Origin of the sequence: Streptomyces sp. NPDC091649, assembly GCF_044756785.1 — a bacterium.
Classification (GTDB): Bacteria; Actinomycetota; Actinomycetes; order Streptomycetales; family Streptomycetaceae; genus Streptomyces.
Window position 1 is genome coordinate 160,055 of the sequence record NZ_JBIVTR010000001.1, and the last position, 14,262, is coordinate 174,316.

13 protein-coding genes and 5 tRNA genes are annotated in these 14,262 nt (G+C 69.8%); 5 read left to right on the top strand and 13 right to left on the bottom strand.

Annotation, left to right across the window (positions count from 1 at the left end; all coding sequences use genetic code 11):
• Positions 1-14: 14 nt before the first annotated feature.
• The 4 genes from ACIQMU_RS00705 to leuC all read right to left on the bottom strand — a co-directional run bounded on the left by ACIQMU_RS00705 (position 15) and on the right by leuC (position 3,196).
• Complete coding sequence (locus tag ACIQMU_RS00705; protein WP_402687985.1) at positions 15-698, bottom strand: HU family DNA-binding protein; 684 nt, start codon at positions 696-698, stop codon at positions 15-17.
• A gap of 142 nt (positions 699-840) precedes the next feature.
• On the bottom strand, positions 841-1,068 hold the full coding sequence (locus ACIQMU_RS00710; protein WP_032790676.1) for a hypothetical protein: 228 nt from the start codon (positions 1,066-1,068) through the stop codon (positions 841-843).
• 104 nt (positions 1,069-1,172) lie between these two features.
• A complete protein-coding gene (leuD, locus tag ACIQMU_RS00715; protein WP_352238405.1) occupies positions 1,173-1,766 on the bottom strand; it encodes a 3-isopropylmalate dehydratase small subunit in 594 nt (197 codons plus the stop codon).
• A 2-nt stretch (positions 1,767-1,768) separates the two neighbouring features.
• Entirely contained in the window at positions 1,769-3,196 is a 1,428-nt protein-coding gene (leuC, locus tag ACIQMU_RS00720) for a 3-isopropylmalate dehydratase large subunit (RefSeq protein ID WP_352238404.1), read from the bottom strand.
• A gap of 174 nt (positions 3,197-3,370) precedes the next feature.
• Here leuC and ndgR point away from each other — a divergent pair, with 174 nt between their 5' ends.
• Positions 3,371-4,087 carry an IclR family transcriptional regulator NdgR gene (gene ndgR / locus ACIQMU_RS00725; protein WP_402687986.1) on the top strand — a complete coding sequence of 239 codons (717 nt, stop codon included), beginning with the start codon at positions 3,371-3,373 and terminating at the stop codon, positions 4,085-4,087.
• 187 nt (positions 4,088-4,274) lie between these two features.
• Here the strand turns inward: ndgR and ACIQMU_RS00730 are convergent.
• The 9 genes from ACIQMU_RS00730 to ACIQMU_RS00770 all read right to left on the bottom strand — a co-directional run bounded on the left by ACIQMU_RS00730 (position 4,275) and on the right by ACIQMU_RS00770 (position 8,235).
• Positions 4,275-4,347, bottom strand: a tRNA-Glu gene (locus ACIQMU_RS00730).
• A 20-nt stretch (positions 4,348-4,367) separates the two neighbouring features.
• Positions 4,368-4,439, bottom strand: a tRNA-Gln gene (locus tag ACIQMU_RS00735).
• A 12-nt stretch (positions 4,440-4,451) separates the two neighbouring features.
• Positions 4,452-4,524: transfer RNA gene (locus ACIQMU_RS00740), tRNA-Glu, on the bottom strand.
• A gap of 86 nt (positions 4,525-4,610) precedes the next feature.
• Positions 4,611-4,683, bottom strand: a tRNA-Glu gene (locus ACIQMU_RS00745).
• Positions 4,684-4,721: 38 nt separating this feature from the next.
• A tRNA-Gln gene (locus ACIQMU_RS00750) sits at positions 4,722-4,793 on the bottom strand.
• 85 nt (positions 4,794-4,878) lie between these two features.
• Entirely contained in the window at positions 4,879-5,598 is a 720-nt protein-coding gene (locus ACIQMU_RS00755) for an HAD family hydrolase (protein WP_352238403.1), read from the bottom strand.
• Between the two features lie 99 nt (positions 5,599-5,697).
• Entirely contained in the window at positions 5,698-7,170 is a 1,473-nt protein-coding gene (gene gltX / locus ACIQMU_RS00760; protein WP_352238402.1) for a glutamate--tRNA ligase, read from the bottom strand.
• Positions 7,163-7,948, bottom strand: coding sequence for a fumarylacetoacetate hydrolase family protein (locus ACIQMU_RS00765; RefSeq protein ID WP_352238401.1), 786 nt, complete (start codon positions 7,946-7,948; stop codon positions 7,163-7,165). The genes gltX and ACIQMU_RS00765 overlap by 8 nt, the downstream gene beginning before the upstream one ends.
• A gap of 104 nt (positions 7,949-8,052) precedes the next feature.
• Entirely contained in the window at positions 8,053-8,235 is a 183-nt protein-coding gene (locus tag ACIQMU_RS00770; RefSeq protein WP_352238400.1) for a hypothetical protein, read from the bottom strand.
• A gap of 582 nt (positions 8,236-8,817) precedes the next feature.
• On the opposite strand from ACIQMU_RS00770, the gene ACIQMU_RS00775 reads away from it, so the two are divergent.
• The 4 genes from ACIQMU_RS00775 to ACIQMU_RS00790 all read left to right on the top strand — a co-directional run bounded on the left by ACIQMU_RS00775 (position 8,818) and on the right by ACIQMU_RS00790 (position 14,152).
• Entirely contained in the window at positions 8,818-12,624 is a 3,807-nt protein-coding gene (locus ACIQMU_RS00775; protein WP_402687987.1) for a nitrate- and nitrite sensing domain-containing protein, read from the top strand.
• A 9-nt stretch (positions 12,625-12,633) separates the two neighbouring features.
• Entirely contained in the window at positions 12,634-13,047 is a 414-nt protein-coding gene (locus tag ACIQMU_RS00780; RefSeq protein WP_006127850.1) for a roadblock/LC7 domain-containing protein, read from the top strand.
• A 135-nt stretch (positions 13,048-13,182) separates the two neighbouring features.
• Positions 13,183-13,590 carry a DUF742 domain-containing protein gene (locus ACIQMU_RS00785; protein ID WP_003966010.1) on the top strand — a complete coding sequence of 136 codons (408 nt, stop codon included), beginning with the start codon at positions 13,183-13,185 and terminating at the stop codon, positions 13,588-13,590.
• Positions 13,571-14,152, top strand: a complete 582-nt coding sequence (locus ACIQMU_RS00790) for an ATP/GTP-binding protein (protein ID WP_073213974.1) — start codon at positions 13,571-13,573, stop codon at positions 14,150-14,152. Before ACIQMU_RS00785 ends, ACIQMU_RS00790 begins: the two co-directional genes overlap by 20 nt.
• The last annotated feature ends 110 nt before the right edge of the window (positions 14,153-14,262 follow it).

Genomic DNA, 14,262 nt, shown 5'->3' on the forward strand with positions numbered 1-14,262 from the left:
GCGGGGGCCCGGTCTCACTTCTTGCGTGCGGTGGCCTTCTTGGCCGTGGTCGTGCGCGCCGTGGCCTTCTTGGCGGGCGCCTTCTTCGCCGTGGTCTTCTTGGCGGGAGCGGTCTTGCTGGGCGACGCCTTCTTGGCGGTCGTCGCGGCCTTCTTCGCCGGGGTGGCCTTCTTCGCGGCCGTCGACGTCTTCTTGGCCGTGGGCGTGGCCTTCTTCGCGGTGGTCGCCTTCTTCGCGGCGGCGGCGGTGGTGGTCTTCTTCGCCGGGGTCGCCTTCTTGGCGGTGGTCTTCTTCGCGGTGGCCTTCTTGGCGGCCGACTTCTTGGCGGCGGCGGCCTTCACCGTCGTACGGGCGGCGGAAGATCCGCCCGACAGGCTGCCCTTGGGGGCCTTCTTGACGGCCACGTCGTTCTTGGGGAGCTTCTTCGAGCCGCTCACCAGGTCCTTGAAGCCCTGGCCCGCGCGGAAGCGGGGCACCGAGGTCTTCTTGACCCGGACGCGCTCACCCGTCTGCGGGTTGCGGGCGTACCGGGCGGGGCGGTCGACCTTCTCGAACGAGCCGAAGCCGGTGACCGAGACACGGTCTCCGGCGACTACGGCACGGACGATCGCGTCGAGTACCGCGTCGACAGCGTCCGCGGCCTGCTGACGGCCGCCGACCTTGTCGGCAATCGCTTCTACGAGCTGCGCCTTGTTCACGTCTTCCCCTTCGGAGACATTGCCAGAACGAAAGTGTTCAAGCTTTTTCGCACGTTAGGCAGATATATACCGCAAATCAAACACGAAACGGGCTAATCACCCTAGTGCCGCAACGAAGTCGACCGATGCGCAGTTCCACGTGTCAGTCACCTTCGGGGAATCGGCCCTCATCGAGGTCCTTCATCAACCGGTCCAGACGCCTTGCCGCGTCCGGGAGATCGTGCTTCGCCGCGGCCGTGACGACCAGCAGCTTCCGGGTCAGCGCCATCCGTACGCTCTCCGGGACTTGCAGTGCACGCACCTTCGCGTGCGCTTCCTTCAATCGGTCGGCGACTTGGCCGTAGAGCTTGAGTTGGCTGTCGCGTTCCATGCACCGATTGTGCCATCTGGGGCGAGTTGTCGCCCGACGGGGTCTCAACAAGCGACTGCGCCCCCTGCCGGGAGGCAGGGGGCGCAGTCCTGGAAAAGTGCTGCTCAGGCGGCAATGGTACGCGGCTTGAAGGCCGGCCTCGCCGCTTCGTAGGCCGCGATGTCCGCTTCGTTCTGAAGGGTGAGGCTGATGTCGTCGAGGCCGTTCAGCAGCCGCCAGCGGGCGTTCTCGTCGAGTTCGAAGTCGGCGGTGATGCCCTCGGCGCGGACCTGGCGCGCCTCCAGATCAACGGTCACCTCGGCGGTCGGGTCGGCCTCCGCCAGCTCCCAGAGGGCGTCGACGACCGGCTGCTCCAGGACCACGGTGAGCAGCCCGTTCTTCAGCGAGTTGCCGCGGAAGATGTCGGCGAAGCGGGAGGAGACGACGGCCCTGAAGCCGAAGTTCTGCAGGGCCCAGACCGCGTGTTCGCGGGAGGAGCCCGTACCGAAGTCGGGGCCGGCGACCAGGACCGAGGCGCCCTGGCGCTCGGGGCGGTTGAGGACGAAGTCCTCGTCCTTGCGCCAGGCTTCGAAGAGGCCGTCCTCGAACCCGTCGCGGGTGACCTTCTTCAGCCAGTGGGCGGGGATGATCTGGTCGGTGTCGACGTTGCTGCGGCGCAGCGGAACGGCCCGGCCGGTGTGGGTGGTGAATGCTTCCATGGCTATCGGACTCCGGCGGGGGTACGGGCGTCGGACAGGTCGGCGGGCGAGGCCAGATGGCCCAGCACCGCGGTGGCGGCGGCGACCTGGGGCGAGACCAGGTGGGTACGGCCGCCCTTGCCCTGCCGCCCCTCGAAGTTGCGGTTCGAGGTGGAGGCGGAGCGCTCGCCCGGGGCCAGCTGGTCGGGGTTCATGCCGAGGCACATCGAGCAGCCGGCGTGCCGCCATTCGGCGCCGGCCTCGGTGAAGACCTTGTCCAGGCCCTCGGAGACGGCCTGGAGCGCGACCCGGACCGAGCCGGGGACGACCAGCATGCGTACGCCGTCGGCGACTTTGCGGCCGTCCAGGATCGAGGCCGCGTTGCGCAGGTCCTCGATGCGGCCGTTGGTGCACGAACCTACGAAGACGGTGTCGACGCTGATCTCGCGCAGCGGCTGCCCGGCGGTCAACCCCATGTACTCCAGGGCCTTTTCGGCGGCGAAGCGCTCCGAGGCGTCCTCGTACGAAGCCGGGTCGGGGACGCTGGCCGACAGGGGGGCGCCCTGGCCGGGGTTGGTGCCCCAGGTGACGAAGGGGGCGAGTTCGGTGGCGTCGATGACGACCTCGGCGTCGAACACCGCGTCGTCGTCGGTGCGCAGCGTCTTCCAGTACGCGACGGCGGCGTCCCAGTCCTCGCCCTCGGGGGCGTGGTCGCGGCCCTTGAGGTAGTCGAGGGTGGTGGCGTCCGGGGCGATCATGCCCGCACGGGCGCCGGCCTCGATCGACATGTTGCAGATGGTCATCCGGGCCTCCATCGAGAGCTTCTCGATGGCGGAGCCGCGGTATTCGAGGATGTAGCCCTGCCCGCCGCCGGTGCCGATCCGGGCGATGATCGCCAGGATCAGGTCCTTCGCGGTGACCTCCTCGGGCAGTTCGCCCTCGACCGTGATGGCCATGGTCTTCGGGCGGGCCAGCGGCAGCGTCTGGGTGGCGAGGACGTGCTCCACCTGGCTGGTGCCGATGCCGAACGCCAGCGCGCCGAACGCGCCGTGCGTGGAGGTGTGGGAGTCGCCGCAGACGACGGTCGTGCCGGGCTGGGTCAGCCCCAGCTGCGGGCCGACCACGTGGACGACGCCCTGCTCGACGTCGCCCAGGGGGTGCAGCCGGACGCCGAAGTCCGCGCAGTTCTTGCGCAGGGTCTCCAGCTGGGCGCGCGAGACCGGGTCGGCGATCGGCTTGTCGATGTCGAGGGTGGGGGTGTTGTGGTCCTCGGTGGCGATGGTGAGGTCGAGGCGCCGCACGGGCCGTCCGGCCTGGCGCAGTCCGTCGAACGCCTGGGGACTGGTCACCTCGTGCAGCAGGTGCAGATCGATGAAGAGAAGGTCGGGCTCGCCCTCCGCACGCCGGACCACATGGTCGTCCCAGACCTTCTCCGCGAGTGTCCTACCCATCGCTTTCCCTCCGGCCGGCGTCTTCGCCGGCCCAACTAGAGATTCGGTGCGCCTCCGTCCGGACCCCCGTGCGGGGCGGTGGCTACGAGCCGTTGTGAGGCCGCCTCCACAGGTTCGCAACTTCCGCTGAAAATTGAACTTGCGTTTCACAGAGTGAGACGGGAGTATCGTCGTATGGACAACTCTAGCGGCGTCGGCGTTCTCGACAAGACAGCTCTGGTATTGAGCGCCCTGGAGTCCGGTCCGGCCACCCTCGCCGGGCTGGTCGCGGCGACCGGGCTCGCACGGCCCACAGCCCATCGACTGGCCGTGGCACTGGAACACCACCGGATGGTGGCGAGGGATATGCAGGGCCGGTTCATTCTCGGCCCCCGGCTGTCGGAACTGGCGGCCGCGGCGGGCGAGGACCGCCTGCTGGCCACGGCCGGACCGGTGCTCACCCACCTGCGCGACATCACCGGCGAGAGCGCCCAGCTCTACCGCCGACAGGGCGACATGCGTATCTGCGTGGCGGCGGCGGAGCGGCTGTCCGGACTCCGGGACACGGTGCCGGTCGGCTCCACGCTCACCATGAAGGCGGGTTCCTCCGCCCAGATCCTGATGGCCTGGGAGGAGCCGGAGCGCCTGCACCGGGGCCTCCAGGGCGCCAGGTTCACGGCGACGGCGCTCTCCGGCGTACGGCGGCGGGGCTGGGCCCAGTCGATCGGCGAGCGGGAGCCGGGCGTCGCCTCGGTCTCCGCCCCGGTGCGCGGCCCCTCGAACCGGGTGGTCGCCGCGGTGTCGGTCTCCGGGCCGATCGAGCGGCTGACCCGCCACCCGGGCCGGATGCACGCCCAGGCGGTCATCGACTCGGCGGCACGGCTGAGCGAGGCCCTGCGCCGCACGGGCTGACAGGCCCGTTCCCCTCCTCCGACCTCCGGTAGGCCGCCCCAGCGCCGTGGCGGCCCTTTTTCTTCCCTCGCCCCCTCACTCCGCCCAACGGCACTGCCGGGCGGGCGACTTGGTGCGAGAGCCACCGCTCCGGAAAACGGAGAAGGCCCTTCACCGAAGTGAAGGGCCTTCTCGTACCGCTCTGTTGTACCCCCGACCGGATTCGAACCGGCGCTACTGCCGTGAGAGGGCAGCGTGCTAGGCCGCTACACAACGGGGGCGTGGTTACTGCTGACTTGCGCTGGGCTACCAGGACTCGAACCTAGAATGACGGTACCAGAAACCGTAGTGTTGCCAATTACACCATAGCCCATGGTGTGACAAGTACCCCCGACCGGATTCGAACCGGCGCTACTGCCGTGAGAGGGCAGCGTGCTAGGCCGCTACACAACGGGGGCCCTAGCGATCCTCTACCCGGCGGTAGCCGGATATTGTCACCGCGAAAACGTGGGTGCGACCCAGGTGTTCTCGCGGGAAGGATCTGTACCCCCGACCGGATTCGAACCGGCGCTACTGCCGTGAGAGGGCAGCGTGCTAGGCCGCTACACAACGGGGGCTTGTCCTGCTGGTGTTGCTCGTACTGCTCGGTCTTGCGCTGGGCTACCAGGACTCGAACCTAGAATGACGGTACCAGAAACCGTAGTGTTGCCAATTACACCATAGCCCACTGAAATGCAACCCCTGGGGGCTTCACTTCCGTGTGCGCTTCCCGGCCGGATCTTTCGGCCCGCTCGGGCGGCGCAGAAAGAACATTACCCGAAGGTCTCCGGCGCTCCAAAACGGGTATGGCTCGCCAGCAGGTCCGGGAGCTGGTCGAGCCCGGTGATCGTCACGAGATCCGGCCTCCCGCCCCTGCCCCGCCGGTCGAGCCAGATGCCGGTCAGCCCGGCGGCGACGGCCCCGCTCGCGTCGATGTCCGGCTCGTCACCGACGTACGCCACCTCATGCGGCTCCAGCGCGAGCGCCTCGCAGGCCGCGTGGAAGGCGCCGGCCTCCGGCTTGGAGATTCCCAGCTCCACGGCGCAGACCATCGTCTCGAAGCGGTCGCGGACGCCGAGGGCGGTGAGCTTGCGGTGCTGGCTGTGGGTGCTGGAGTTGGAGAGGAGCCCGTGCCGGTAGTCAGGGGTCAGCCGGTCTAGCACCGGCAGCACGTCCGGGAAGAGCGCCCAGGCGGCCTCGAAGTGGACCAGATGGCCGGCGAACCATGCGTCGGCCTCGGCGTCCGCCAAGGGGCGCGAGAGGAAGTCGCGTACCCGGTCCCGCCGCTGGCCCAGGAAGTCCGTCTCCCCTGCGGCGACCCGCGCCCAGTGCACGGCCGTGATCGCCTTCCAGGCGGTGAGGGCCTCGTCGACCGAGGCGTACGCCCCGGGCAGTCCGGCGCTCCCCAGGTGCTGTCGCATACCGGTGTGGTCGGCGCCCGCGTAGTCGAAGATCGTGTCGTCGATGTCCCAGAGCACGGCGCGGATCGGCATGGATCTCACGGTAGCCGCATACCGGTGGCCGTGGGGGCGTAAAGGCCGAGGAGGGCCGCAGCCGGTCGGCCGCGGCCCTCCTCGGGGTGGTTCTGCCGCTTACGCGGTGAGCTTCGCCAGCGCGGCGTCCACGCGGGCCAGGCTCGCCTCGCGGCCCAGGATCTCCAGGGACTCGAAGAGCGGGAGGCCGACGGTGCGGCCGGTGACGGCCACGCGGACCGGGGCCTGGGCCTTGCCGAGCTTGAGGCCGTGGGCCTCGCCGGCGGTGAGGACGGCGTTCTTCAGGGCCTCGGCGTTCCAGTCGGCGGCGGCGAGATGGGCGCGGGCCGTGGTCAGGAGCGCGTGGGAGCCCTCCTTCATCGCCTTGTTCCAGGACGCCTCGTCGTACACCGGCTCGTCGAGGAAGAGGAAGTCGACGTTGTCGGTGATGTCGGAGAGCACCGTGACCCGGGTCTGGGCGTGCGGCGCGATCTCCGTCCACTTCTGCGCGTCGAACGCCTCCGGGGCCCAGGGGGCGAAGGGAGCCTTCAGCCAGGGGCCGCACGCCTCGGTGAAGTCCTTCACCTCCAGCATGCGGATGTGCTCGGCGTTGATGTGCTCGCACTTCTTGAGGTCGAAGCGGGCCGGGTTGGCGTTGACGTCCTTGATGTCGAACGCGGCGACCAGTTCGTCCATCGAGAAGATGTCGCGGTCCTCGGCGATCGACCAGCCGAGCAGCGAGAGGTAGTTCAGCAGGCCCTCGGGGAGGAAACCCCGCTCGCGGTAGAGGTTGAGGGACGCCTGCGGGTCGCGCTTGGAGAGCTTCTTGTTGCCTTCGCCCATGACGTACGGCAGGTGGCCGAAGGCGGGGGTCTCCTTGGCGATGCCCAGCTCGATGAGCGCCCGGTACAGGGCGATCTGGCGCGGGGTGGAGGAGAGCAGGTCCTCGCCGCGCAGAACGTGGGTGATCTCCATCAGGGCGTCGTCGACCGGGTTGACCAGGGTGTAGAGCGGGGCCCCGTTGGCGCGGACGATGCCGTAGTCCGGGACGTTCTCCGGCTGGACGGTGATCTCGCCGCGGACCAGGTCGGTGAAGGTGATGGCCTCGTCGGGCATCCGGAAGCGGACGATCGAGCTGCGGCCCTCGGCCTCGTACGCGGCCTTCTGCTCGTCCGTGAGGTCGCGGCAGTGGCCGTCGTAGCCGGACGGCCTGCCCGCGGCGCGGGCGGCGTCGCGGCGGGTGTCCAGCTCCTCGGTGGTGCAGTAGCAGGCGTAGGCGTACCCGGCGGCGAGCAGCTTCTCGGCGACGTCCTTGTACAGGTCCATCCGCTGCGACTGGCGGTAGGGCGCGTGCGGGCCGCCGATCTCGGGGCCCTCGTCCCAGTCCAGGCCCAGCCAGCGCATCGAGTCGAGCAGCTGCCGGTAGGACTCCTCGGAGTCGCGCGCCGCGTCGGTGTCCTCGATCCGGAAGACCAGGGTGCCCTGGTGGTGCCGGGCGAAGGCCCAGTTGAAGAGCGCCGTCCGGACCAGGCCCACGTGGGGGTTGCCGGTCGGGGAGGGACAGAAACGTACACGGACTGGTGCGTTAGCCACGCTTGATCACCTTGTTGGTGAGAGTGCCGATGCCTTCGATGGTGACGGCGACCTCGTCGCCGACGTGCAGGGGCCCGACCCCCGCGGGGGTGCCCGTGAGGATCACGTCGCCCGGGAGCAGCGTCATGGCCTCCGTGATGTGGACGATCAGGTCCTCGACCGAGCGGACCATGTCGCTCGTGCGGCCGAGCTGTCGCTGCTCGCCGTTGACCGTCGCCTGGATGGTGAGGTCGTGGGGGTCCACGTCGGTCTCCACCCAGGGGCCCAGCGGGCAGGAGGTGTCGAAGCCCTTGGCGCGGGCCCACTGCTTCTCGCGCCGCTGCACGTCGCGGGCGGTGACGTCGTTGGCGCAGGTGTAGCCGAGGACGACGTCCTTGACGCGCTCGCGGGGGACCTCGCGGCACATGCGGCCGATGACCACGGCCAGCTCGGCCTCGTGGTGCAGTTCCTCGGAGAAGGAGGGGTACTCGATCGCGTCGCCGGAGCCGATCACCGAGGTGGTGGGCTTGAAGAAGGTGATCGGCGCGTCGGGGACCTCGTGGCCGAGTTCGGCGGCGTGCTCCGCGTAGTTGCGGCCGACGGCCACGACCTTGTTGGGGAGCACGGGGGGCAGCAGCCGGACCTTGCTCAGCGGGACCTTGGTGCCCGAGAGTTCGAAGTCGGCGTACGGAATGCCCTTGATGATGTCGAGGACGAGGTCACCGGATTCCACGGTGCCCTGTCCCTCGACGGCGCCGAAGGCGACATTGCCGTCGATGGAGAACCTGGCGATGCGCACGGGATGCTGTCGCCCCTCACTTACTGGCTGGCTGAAGACTGACGCTCCAGGCTAACGCCGATGAGGGGAACAGCCTCGCGCATCGCGGGGCGGCCGGCCGGGAGCTACCGGGCGGCCGCGACCGGGGCTTCCATCAGGATGGTGCGGCGCGGGTTGGCCGTCACCGTCGGCAGGTCGGCGGCGTGCTCCGGCTGGAGGGGCGCCTGGAGCGCTCCGGCGTCCTTGAGGTGCGCCAGCGTGGTGCGCCGGGGGTTGGCAATGTTGCGGAACATCGTCGTCGTCTTCATCTGCCGTCAGGACCCTGTCGGTGAGGGCGTCGCGCGTCGCGACGCCGGCTTGTCGGATTCGCCATCCCTGTAAAGCGTCAGGCTAAACATCCGATTCCCCGCCCGAGCCGGGATGAGGCGACGATCATCATGTGAGTTTGCTCACGAACTAATCGACAAATTGCTCATTGCGGACAGTTGATCACGGTTCATAAAACGGACATTACATAACTGAATCCACCATTCCGCTCCTGATCGTCGCGACTGGGACACCCCCCGCCCCTAGGGGACTCATCCCCAATGGTCCGCTTTAACCACGATCACTCTCCACTACTTGTCACCCGTTCGTCACAACGTGTCACCCAGGTCACAGCCCGGTACACGGCCCTTGTTGGAGATCCTGCACTGTGCTGGAATTCCACGCACCGCCGCGGATTTCAGAGCCGGCGCGCAGGGCGCGACGCAGCGCCGAGTGCGGCGGGAGGGGGAAGAACGCCGGTCACTCATACGACCACCATGGGGCGCGTCCAGCGCCCCACGACGCCGACACCGTCCTGATCCGCACACGCGGGCGGGACGCCTGGTCCAGAGGTTGCGACGCTAGTGCAGGGACGTTTCAAGAGGGATGGCAGCGCTCCGGCGGAACAGGAGCCGCGCGGCGGGACCGACCGCGGTTCCTCGCCCCAGCACGCCCAGGGCCCCGGGCCGGCCGGTAACGGCGACACCGGCGACCGTGCGCAGCGCCCGGGCTCCACGACGAGCCCCGGCGCGGAGCCGAACACGCCCGCGCAGTCGCGCGGCCCCGCCGACACGGGTTCGCGCATGGCGCTCCGTAACTGGCGCATCAGCACGCGACTGGTGTCGCTCCTCGCCCTCCCCGTGGTCGCCGCGACCTCGCTGGGCGGCCTGAGGATCAACGAGTCCATGACCGACATGCAGCAGCTGGAGCACATGCAGCTGCTGACGAAGATGACCAAGCAGGCGACCTCGCTCGCGCAGGCCCTGCAGGCGGAGCGCGACCAGTCGGCCGGTCCGCTGTCGAACAAGTCCAAGCCCACCGACTACAAGGTCACCGGGCCCCGGGACAAGACGGACCGGGCCAAGGACGCCTTCCTCGACGAGACCGACTCGATCGGTGACTCCGAGGGCGACGAGGCGCTCGACAGCATCCACGCGAGCATCTCGCAGATCGCCTCCCAGCTCGGCACCATCCGTACGATCCGCAAGACGGCGTACGAAGAGGGCGCACCGAGCCTCAACACCATCGACCAGTACAACCAGCTGATCACCTCGCTGCTGAGCCTCTCGCAGGACATGGCGCAGGCGACCAGCAACCCGGACATGATCAAGCGGACCCGCGCCCTGGCGGCCTTCTCCTCCGCCAAGGAGTACGCCTCGGTCCAGCGCGCGATCATCGCCGCGGCGCTGCCCGGCGGTTCGGTGAAGGAGCCGCACCTCAACCCGAACGACCGGCAGTTCGGCTCCAACGCGCTGGCCAAGGAGTCCCGGGCCCTCACCTCGTTCAAGACGATCTACGGGACGACCGGGGAGAGCGCCGAGGAGCTCATGGCTCCCCTGGACAACGGGAACCCGGAGATCAACGCCGGGAACATGTACGCCAAGCGCATCCTGGACACCACGAACGGGATCGAGGGCAAGCAGGTCCGGTCGTACCTGGACTGGTACGACCAGAGCACCATCAAGATCAAGGCCATGGAGACGATCGAGGCCACCCTCCTCAGCGACATGGAGGCCAAGGCGCGCGAGCTGCGCCAGGCGTCCCAGCGCGAGGCGATCGTCAACGGTGCGGTCATCCTCATCGTGCTCGGCGTCTCGCTCGTCGGCGCCTTCGTGGTGGCCCGCTCCATGATCCGTTCGCTGCGCCGCCTCCAGGACACCGCCACCCGGGTCGCCCAGGACCGGCTGCCCGAGCTCGTCAAGCAGCTCTCCGAGACCGACCCGCAGGACGTCGACACCTCCGTCGAGTCGGTCGGCGTGCACTCCCGGGACGAGATCGGCCAGGTGGCCGCGGCCTTCGACGACGTGCACCGCGAGGCCGTCCGCCTCGCCGCCGAGCAGGCCCTTCTCCGGGGCAACGTCAACGCGATGTTCACCAACCTCTCGCGCCGCTCCCAGGGCCTCATCCAGCGCCAGCTCTCGCTCATCTCCGAGCTGGAGTCCCGCGAGGCCGACCCGGACCAGCTGTCCTCCCTCTTCAAGCTCGACCACCTCGCGACCCGTATGCGCCGGAACGGCGAGAACCTCCTCGTCCTCGCGGGCGAGGAGCCGGGGCGCCGGTGGACCCGCCCCGTCCCGCTGGTCGACGTGCTCCGCGCCGCCGCCTCCGAGGTGGAGCAGTACGAACGCATCGAGCTGTCCGGGGTGCCCGCCACCGAGGTCGCCGGCCGGGTCGTCAACGACCTCGTGCACCTCCTCGCCGAGCTGCTGGAGAACGCGACGTCGTTCTCCTCGCCGCAGACGAAGGTCCGGGTCACCGGTCACGCGCTGCCCGACGGGCGGGTGCTGGTCGAGATCCACGACACCGGCATCGGCCTCTCCCCCGAGGACCTCGCCGCGATCAACGAGCGGCTCGCGCAGCCGCCGACGGTGGACGTCTCCGTCTCCCGCCGCATGGGTCTGTTCGTGGTCGGCCGGCTGTCGTTGCGTCACGGCATCCGCATCCAGCTGCGTCCCTCCGACTCCGGCGGCACGACCGCGCTGGTCATGCTGCCCGTCGACGTCGCGCACGGCGGCAAGCAGCCCCCGTCCAAGCAGGGCCCCGGGCAGCAGCAGTCCGGCGCTCCGGGCGGCCTGCTCACGGGCAACGGGAACGGCGCGGGCAACGGCCAGCGCGCGGGCCTCACCGGCGGTCCGGGCGGTACGAGCGGTCCGGGCGCCAAGAGCCTCGGCGGTGGACCGGGCGGTCAGCGCGGCCAGGTCGGCGCGGGCTCCGGCCCCCGGGCGGCCCTGCCGGCCCGCGACAGCCAGGCGGGCCGTCCGCAGGGGCCGGCGGCCGACGGCCGGCCGGACAACGGCGGCCCGGGCCAGGACTTCCCGGGCCAGGGTCCGGCTCCCCAGCGCCAGGGCGGCGGCGGCCTCTCCGGCGCCTTCGGGAACAGCGCCCGGCTCGGCGCCCGCGACGCCCAGGGCGGCCCCCAGCGCGAGGCGCCCGGACGGGGCGACGCTGCGCAGCCCAACCTCTTCGGGCACGGCGCTCCGGCCTCCCCCGGGCAGAACGGCCGTACGGGCCAGTTCGCACCGCAGAACCAGCAGGGCCCGTCCGGTTGGCACAACACGCAGAACCAGCAGAACCAGCAGGGCCAGCAGGGCCACGGAGCCCAGCAGCCCCAGGGCCGCCAGGAGCAGAGCGGCCAGGCCCAGGGCGGCTTCCAGCAGTCCGGCGGCCCCGGCCGCCAGCTGCCGCCGCCCGGAGGACCGCGTGCCGAGCTGCCCGGGGGCAACCCGCAGCCGCAGCGGCCGCCGGCCACCAGCTGGGGAGCCGACACTCCGCGCGGACACGAGGAGCACGAAGCGACCGGGCAGTTCGCCCGTCCCGCGGACCCGGGCCAGGAGCAGTCGTTCAACGCCCCGCTGAACCAGCGGCCGTCGGACGACCAGCAGGGTCCCGGCGCGACCTCCGAGTTCGCCCGGCCGGACTTCCCGGCCCCGGGCGCTCCCGGGGACCGGGCGTTCCAGCAGGGCGCTCCGCAGGGCCAGGACCCGGCGAGCACCACGCAGTTCGCACGGCCCGACTTCGGCGCCCCGTACCAGCCCCAGCAGGGCCAGGGCCAGGGCCGGCCGGGCCAGGACCAGCAGCCGCTCGCGCCGCGTCAGCACGCTCAGGACGGCAACGACTTCGGTGCACCGCGTCCGTCCGCCTCCCCGGCGGACGAGGCTCCCTACCGTCCCGCGCTGCCTCAGCAGCCGGAGGCCCTGCCGCCGGCCGGCCCGGGGGACGGCCGTACGCCGCTGTACGACACCCTGGAGACGAACTGGTTCCACGGTCCGGGCCAGGGCGGCCAGCAGCCGCCCGCCGAACCGCAGGCTCCGGCCGCTCCGGAGGCCGTGCCGCCCATGCCGCAGCGCGGCGCGGCCGACACCTCGGTCACCAGTTCCTGGCGGGCCTCGCCCAACGACGAACTCGTACGCCAGGCCGAACGGGTCAAGAAGCCCGCCGCCGGCGGCATCACCACTTCCGGTCTGCCCCGCCGTGTTCCCCGCGCCAATTTGGTTCCGGGGACCGCACAGCAGCAGAATCACCAGTCCGGACCTCAGGTTTCGCGCGCGCCCGATGACGTGCGCGGTCGTCTGACCAATCTCCGCCGGGGCATCCAGCAGGGTCGGCAGGCCAACAACGGCCCGCAGACCGGCGGTATCCATCTCGGCCCCACTCACCAGCAGGAGCGTTAGTTGAGCCCCATGAGTCAGGCCGCGCAGAATCTGAACTGGCTGATCACCAACTTCGTGGACAACACCCCAGGGGTGTCCCACACGGTGGTGGTCTCCGCGGATGGCCTGCTGCTGGCGATGTCCGAAGGATTTCCGCGCGACCGCGCCGACCAGCTCGCCGCCGTCGCGTCGGGTCTCACCTCGCTGACCGCGGGTGCGTCCCGGATCTTCGAGGGCGGCGCCGTCAGTCAGACGGTTGTGGAGATGGAGCGGGGATTCCTCTTCCTCATGTCCATCTCCGACGGTTCGTCACTGGCCGTTCTGGCCCATCCGGACGCCGATATCGGTCTGGTCGGGTACGAAATGGCTCTCCTGGTCGACCGTGCGGGCACTGTCCTCACGCCCGACCTCCGCGCCGAGCTCCAAGGCAGTCTGCTCCACTAGGCGGCCATCCAGCGGATTCACGACACGATCCCCCCAGGTAATGCCCACAACCCTCACCCGTCAGGCCGCTTTAGTCCCCTCACCGGCCCCTTGCAGACGGCAAGCCGAGAACCTGCTGTCACGCCCGGAGGATTCATGACCCCGCCACCCGCCTCACCCGATCCGTACGGCGCACTGCACCACGCGTCGTACGACGGGGAAGGCGACCAGCCGCTGGTTCGTCCTTATGCCATGACCGGCGGCCGGACCCGGCCGCGCTACCAGCTCGCGATAGAGGCACTGGTCAGCACGACGGCAGACCCGGCGCATCTGGGGACTCTGCTCCCCGAGCACCAGCGGATCTGCCACCTCTGCCGTGAGGTCAAGTCGGTGGCGGAGGTGTCGGCGCTGCTGTCGATGCCGCTCGGCGTCGCCCGGATCCTGGTGGCGGACCTGGCGGAAGCCGGCATGGTGGCCATCCACCAGCCGGGCAACGGAGAGGCCGGCGGCGCGCCGGATGTGACACTGCTCGAAAGGGTGCTCAGTGGACTTCGCAAGCTCTAACGGCGGTACGGGCCGCGCCACCACCTCGGCGAAGATCGTGGTGGCGGGCGGCTTCGGCGTGGGCAAGACCACGTTCGTCGGGGCCGTCTCGGAGATCAACCCGCTGCGCACCGAAGCCGTGATGACGTCCGCCTCGGCGGGCATCGACGATCTGACCCACACCGGGGACAAGACCACCACGACGGTGGCCATGGACTTCGGCCGCATCACGCTCGACCAGGATCTGATCCTGTACCTCTTCGGCACACCGGGCCAGGACCGCTTCTGGTTCATGTGGGACGACCTCGTCCGCGGCGCCATCGGCGCCGTCGTCCTGGTCGACACCCGCCGCCTCGCCGACTGCTTCCCCGCCGTCGACTACTTCGAGAACAGCGGACTGCCCTTCGTCATCGCCCTCAACGGCTTCGACGGACACCAGCCCTACACCCCCGACGAAGTACGCGAAGCACTCCAGATCGGACCCGACGCCCCCATCATCACGACGGACGCCCGCCACCGCGCGGACGCCAAGAGCGGCCTGATCACGCTGGTCGAGCACGCGCTGATGGCACGCCTGAAGTAGTTCTTCCACCAGGCGTAAGTCGATATCGGCATACGGAAGTTGTGGTACTCACGCGGGGGCGGCTGTGTCGTTTGACACGATCCGCCCCCGCGTTCATAACGTTTCGACAG

Bases quoted from the DNA above. Each gene is read 5' to 3' on its own strand.
- ACIQMU_RS00710 (WP_032790676.1), bottom strand. From the start codon at position 1,068: ATGGAACGCGACAGCCAACTCAAGCTCTACGGCCAAGTCGCCGACCGA.
- leuD (WP_352238405.1), bottom strand. From the start codon at position 1,766: ATGGAAGCATTCACCACCCACACCGGCCGGGCCGTTCCGCTGCGCCGC.
- leuC (WP_352238404.1), bottom strand. From the start codon at position 3,196: ATGGGTAGGACACTCGCGGAGAAGGTCTGGGACGACCATGTGGTCCGG.
- ndgR (WP_402687986.1), top strand. From the start codon at position 3,371: ATGGACAACTCTAGCGGCGTCGGCGTTCTCGACAAGACAGCTCTGGTA.
- ACIQMU_RS00755 (WP_352238403.1), bottom strand. From the start codon at position 5,598: ATGCCGATCCGCGCCGTGCTCTGGGACATCGACGACACGATCTTCGAC.
- ACIQMU_RS00770 (WP_352238400.1), bottom strand. From the start codon at position 8,235: ATGAAGACGACGACGATGTTCCGCAACATTGCCAACCCCCGGCGCACC.
- ACIQMU_RS00780 (WP_006127850.1), top strand. From the start codon at position 12,634: ATGAGTCAGGCCGCGCAGAATCTGAACTGGCTGATCACCAACTTCGTG.
- ACIQMU_RS00785 (WP_003966010.1), top strand. From the start codon at position 13,183: ATGACCCCGCCACCCGCCTCACCCGATCCGTACGGCGCACTGCACCAC.